Source organism: Oleiphilus sp. HI0125 (genome assembly GCF_001635355.1).
The window spans coordinates 1-895 of record NZ_LWGF01000762.1; the positions used below are offsets into that span (position 1 = coordinate 1).

At 42.9% G+C, this 895-nt stretch carries 1 protein-coding gene and 1 pseudogene; both read left to right on the top strand.

Annotated features, from left to right (window positions below):
* Window positions 1–556 (top strand): SURF1 family protein (locus tag A3762_RS11995; RefSeq protein ID WP_197469220.1); only part of this gene is annotated, 556 nt, incomplete at its 5' end.
* Window positions 557–580: 24 nt separating this feature from the next.
* Window positions 581–895 (top strand): annotated as a pseudogene (locus tag A3762_RS12000) (hypothetical protein); the annotation flags it as partial.

Sequence of the window (895 nt, forward strand, 5' to 3'; positions counted from 1 at the left end):
CAAATTATTCGAACCTAGATTGATTCAGGGCCATTTTACTGGGCAACACTTTTTGCTTGATAACCGCCAATATCAAGGAAAAGTGGGGTATGAACTGGCCAGTGTTTTCGCTTTAGATTCGGGCGGATCTTTATTGGTGAATCAGGGGTGGATAGCGGCACCAAAATATAGAGACAAGCTGCCAAAAGTTAGCAGTATTGTAACTCCTCAGTCTTTGACAGGATATTTCTACTGGACAGAAAAATCGTTGCCCGTTTGGAATGAAGATGCCGAGTTTGGAGAGAAAAGTATATGGCGTGTTCAGTCACTGAACATGGAAAAAATACGAGAACTGAGTGCCGCTGATTTAGTGGAGAATTCCGAATTTAGGCTACTACATCGAGTCCCATTCGCGTCCGACATTGGCGCGACAATAGATGCGCCAGATTTGTATTGGAATTACCAGTCGCAAACACCCGATAAACACACTGGTTATGCGTTTCAGTGGTTCGCGATGTCGTTTGCTTTAGTGATACTGGCACTATGGGCGACATACAAATTAATACCAAGAACATAACAACAAGAAGTAGGGAGTATAAGAATGAGTGAATCGTCGGTATCGTTTGAACAAACTAGAAGAAAAAGCCAACTTAAATTGATTGGTATTTTTTGTGTGGCCGGAGTGCCAGTCATGCTCGCAATGCTCATGTATTTTGGCAGTGTCGCTATTCCGACAGGCAAAACAAATAAAGGCCAATTATTAACCCCGACCTTAAATCTCAATAGCTTTGGATATCAACAAAATGCCAAAGGGTTTTATCCCGAAACAGATGGTAAGTGGTTGATCGTACAAACAGGCTCGGGAGAGTGCACTTTGGAGTGTCAGGATCTTGCGCATACCGCAAGACAAGTGAAT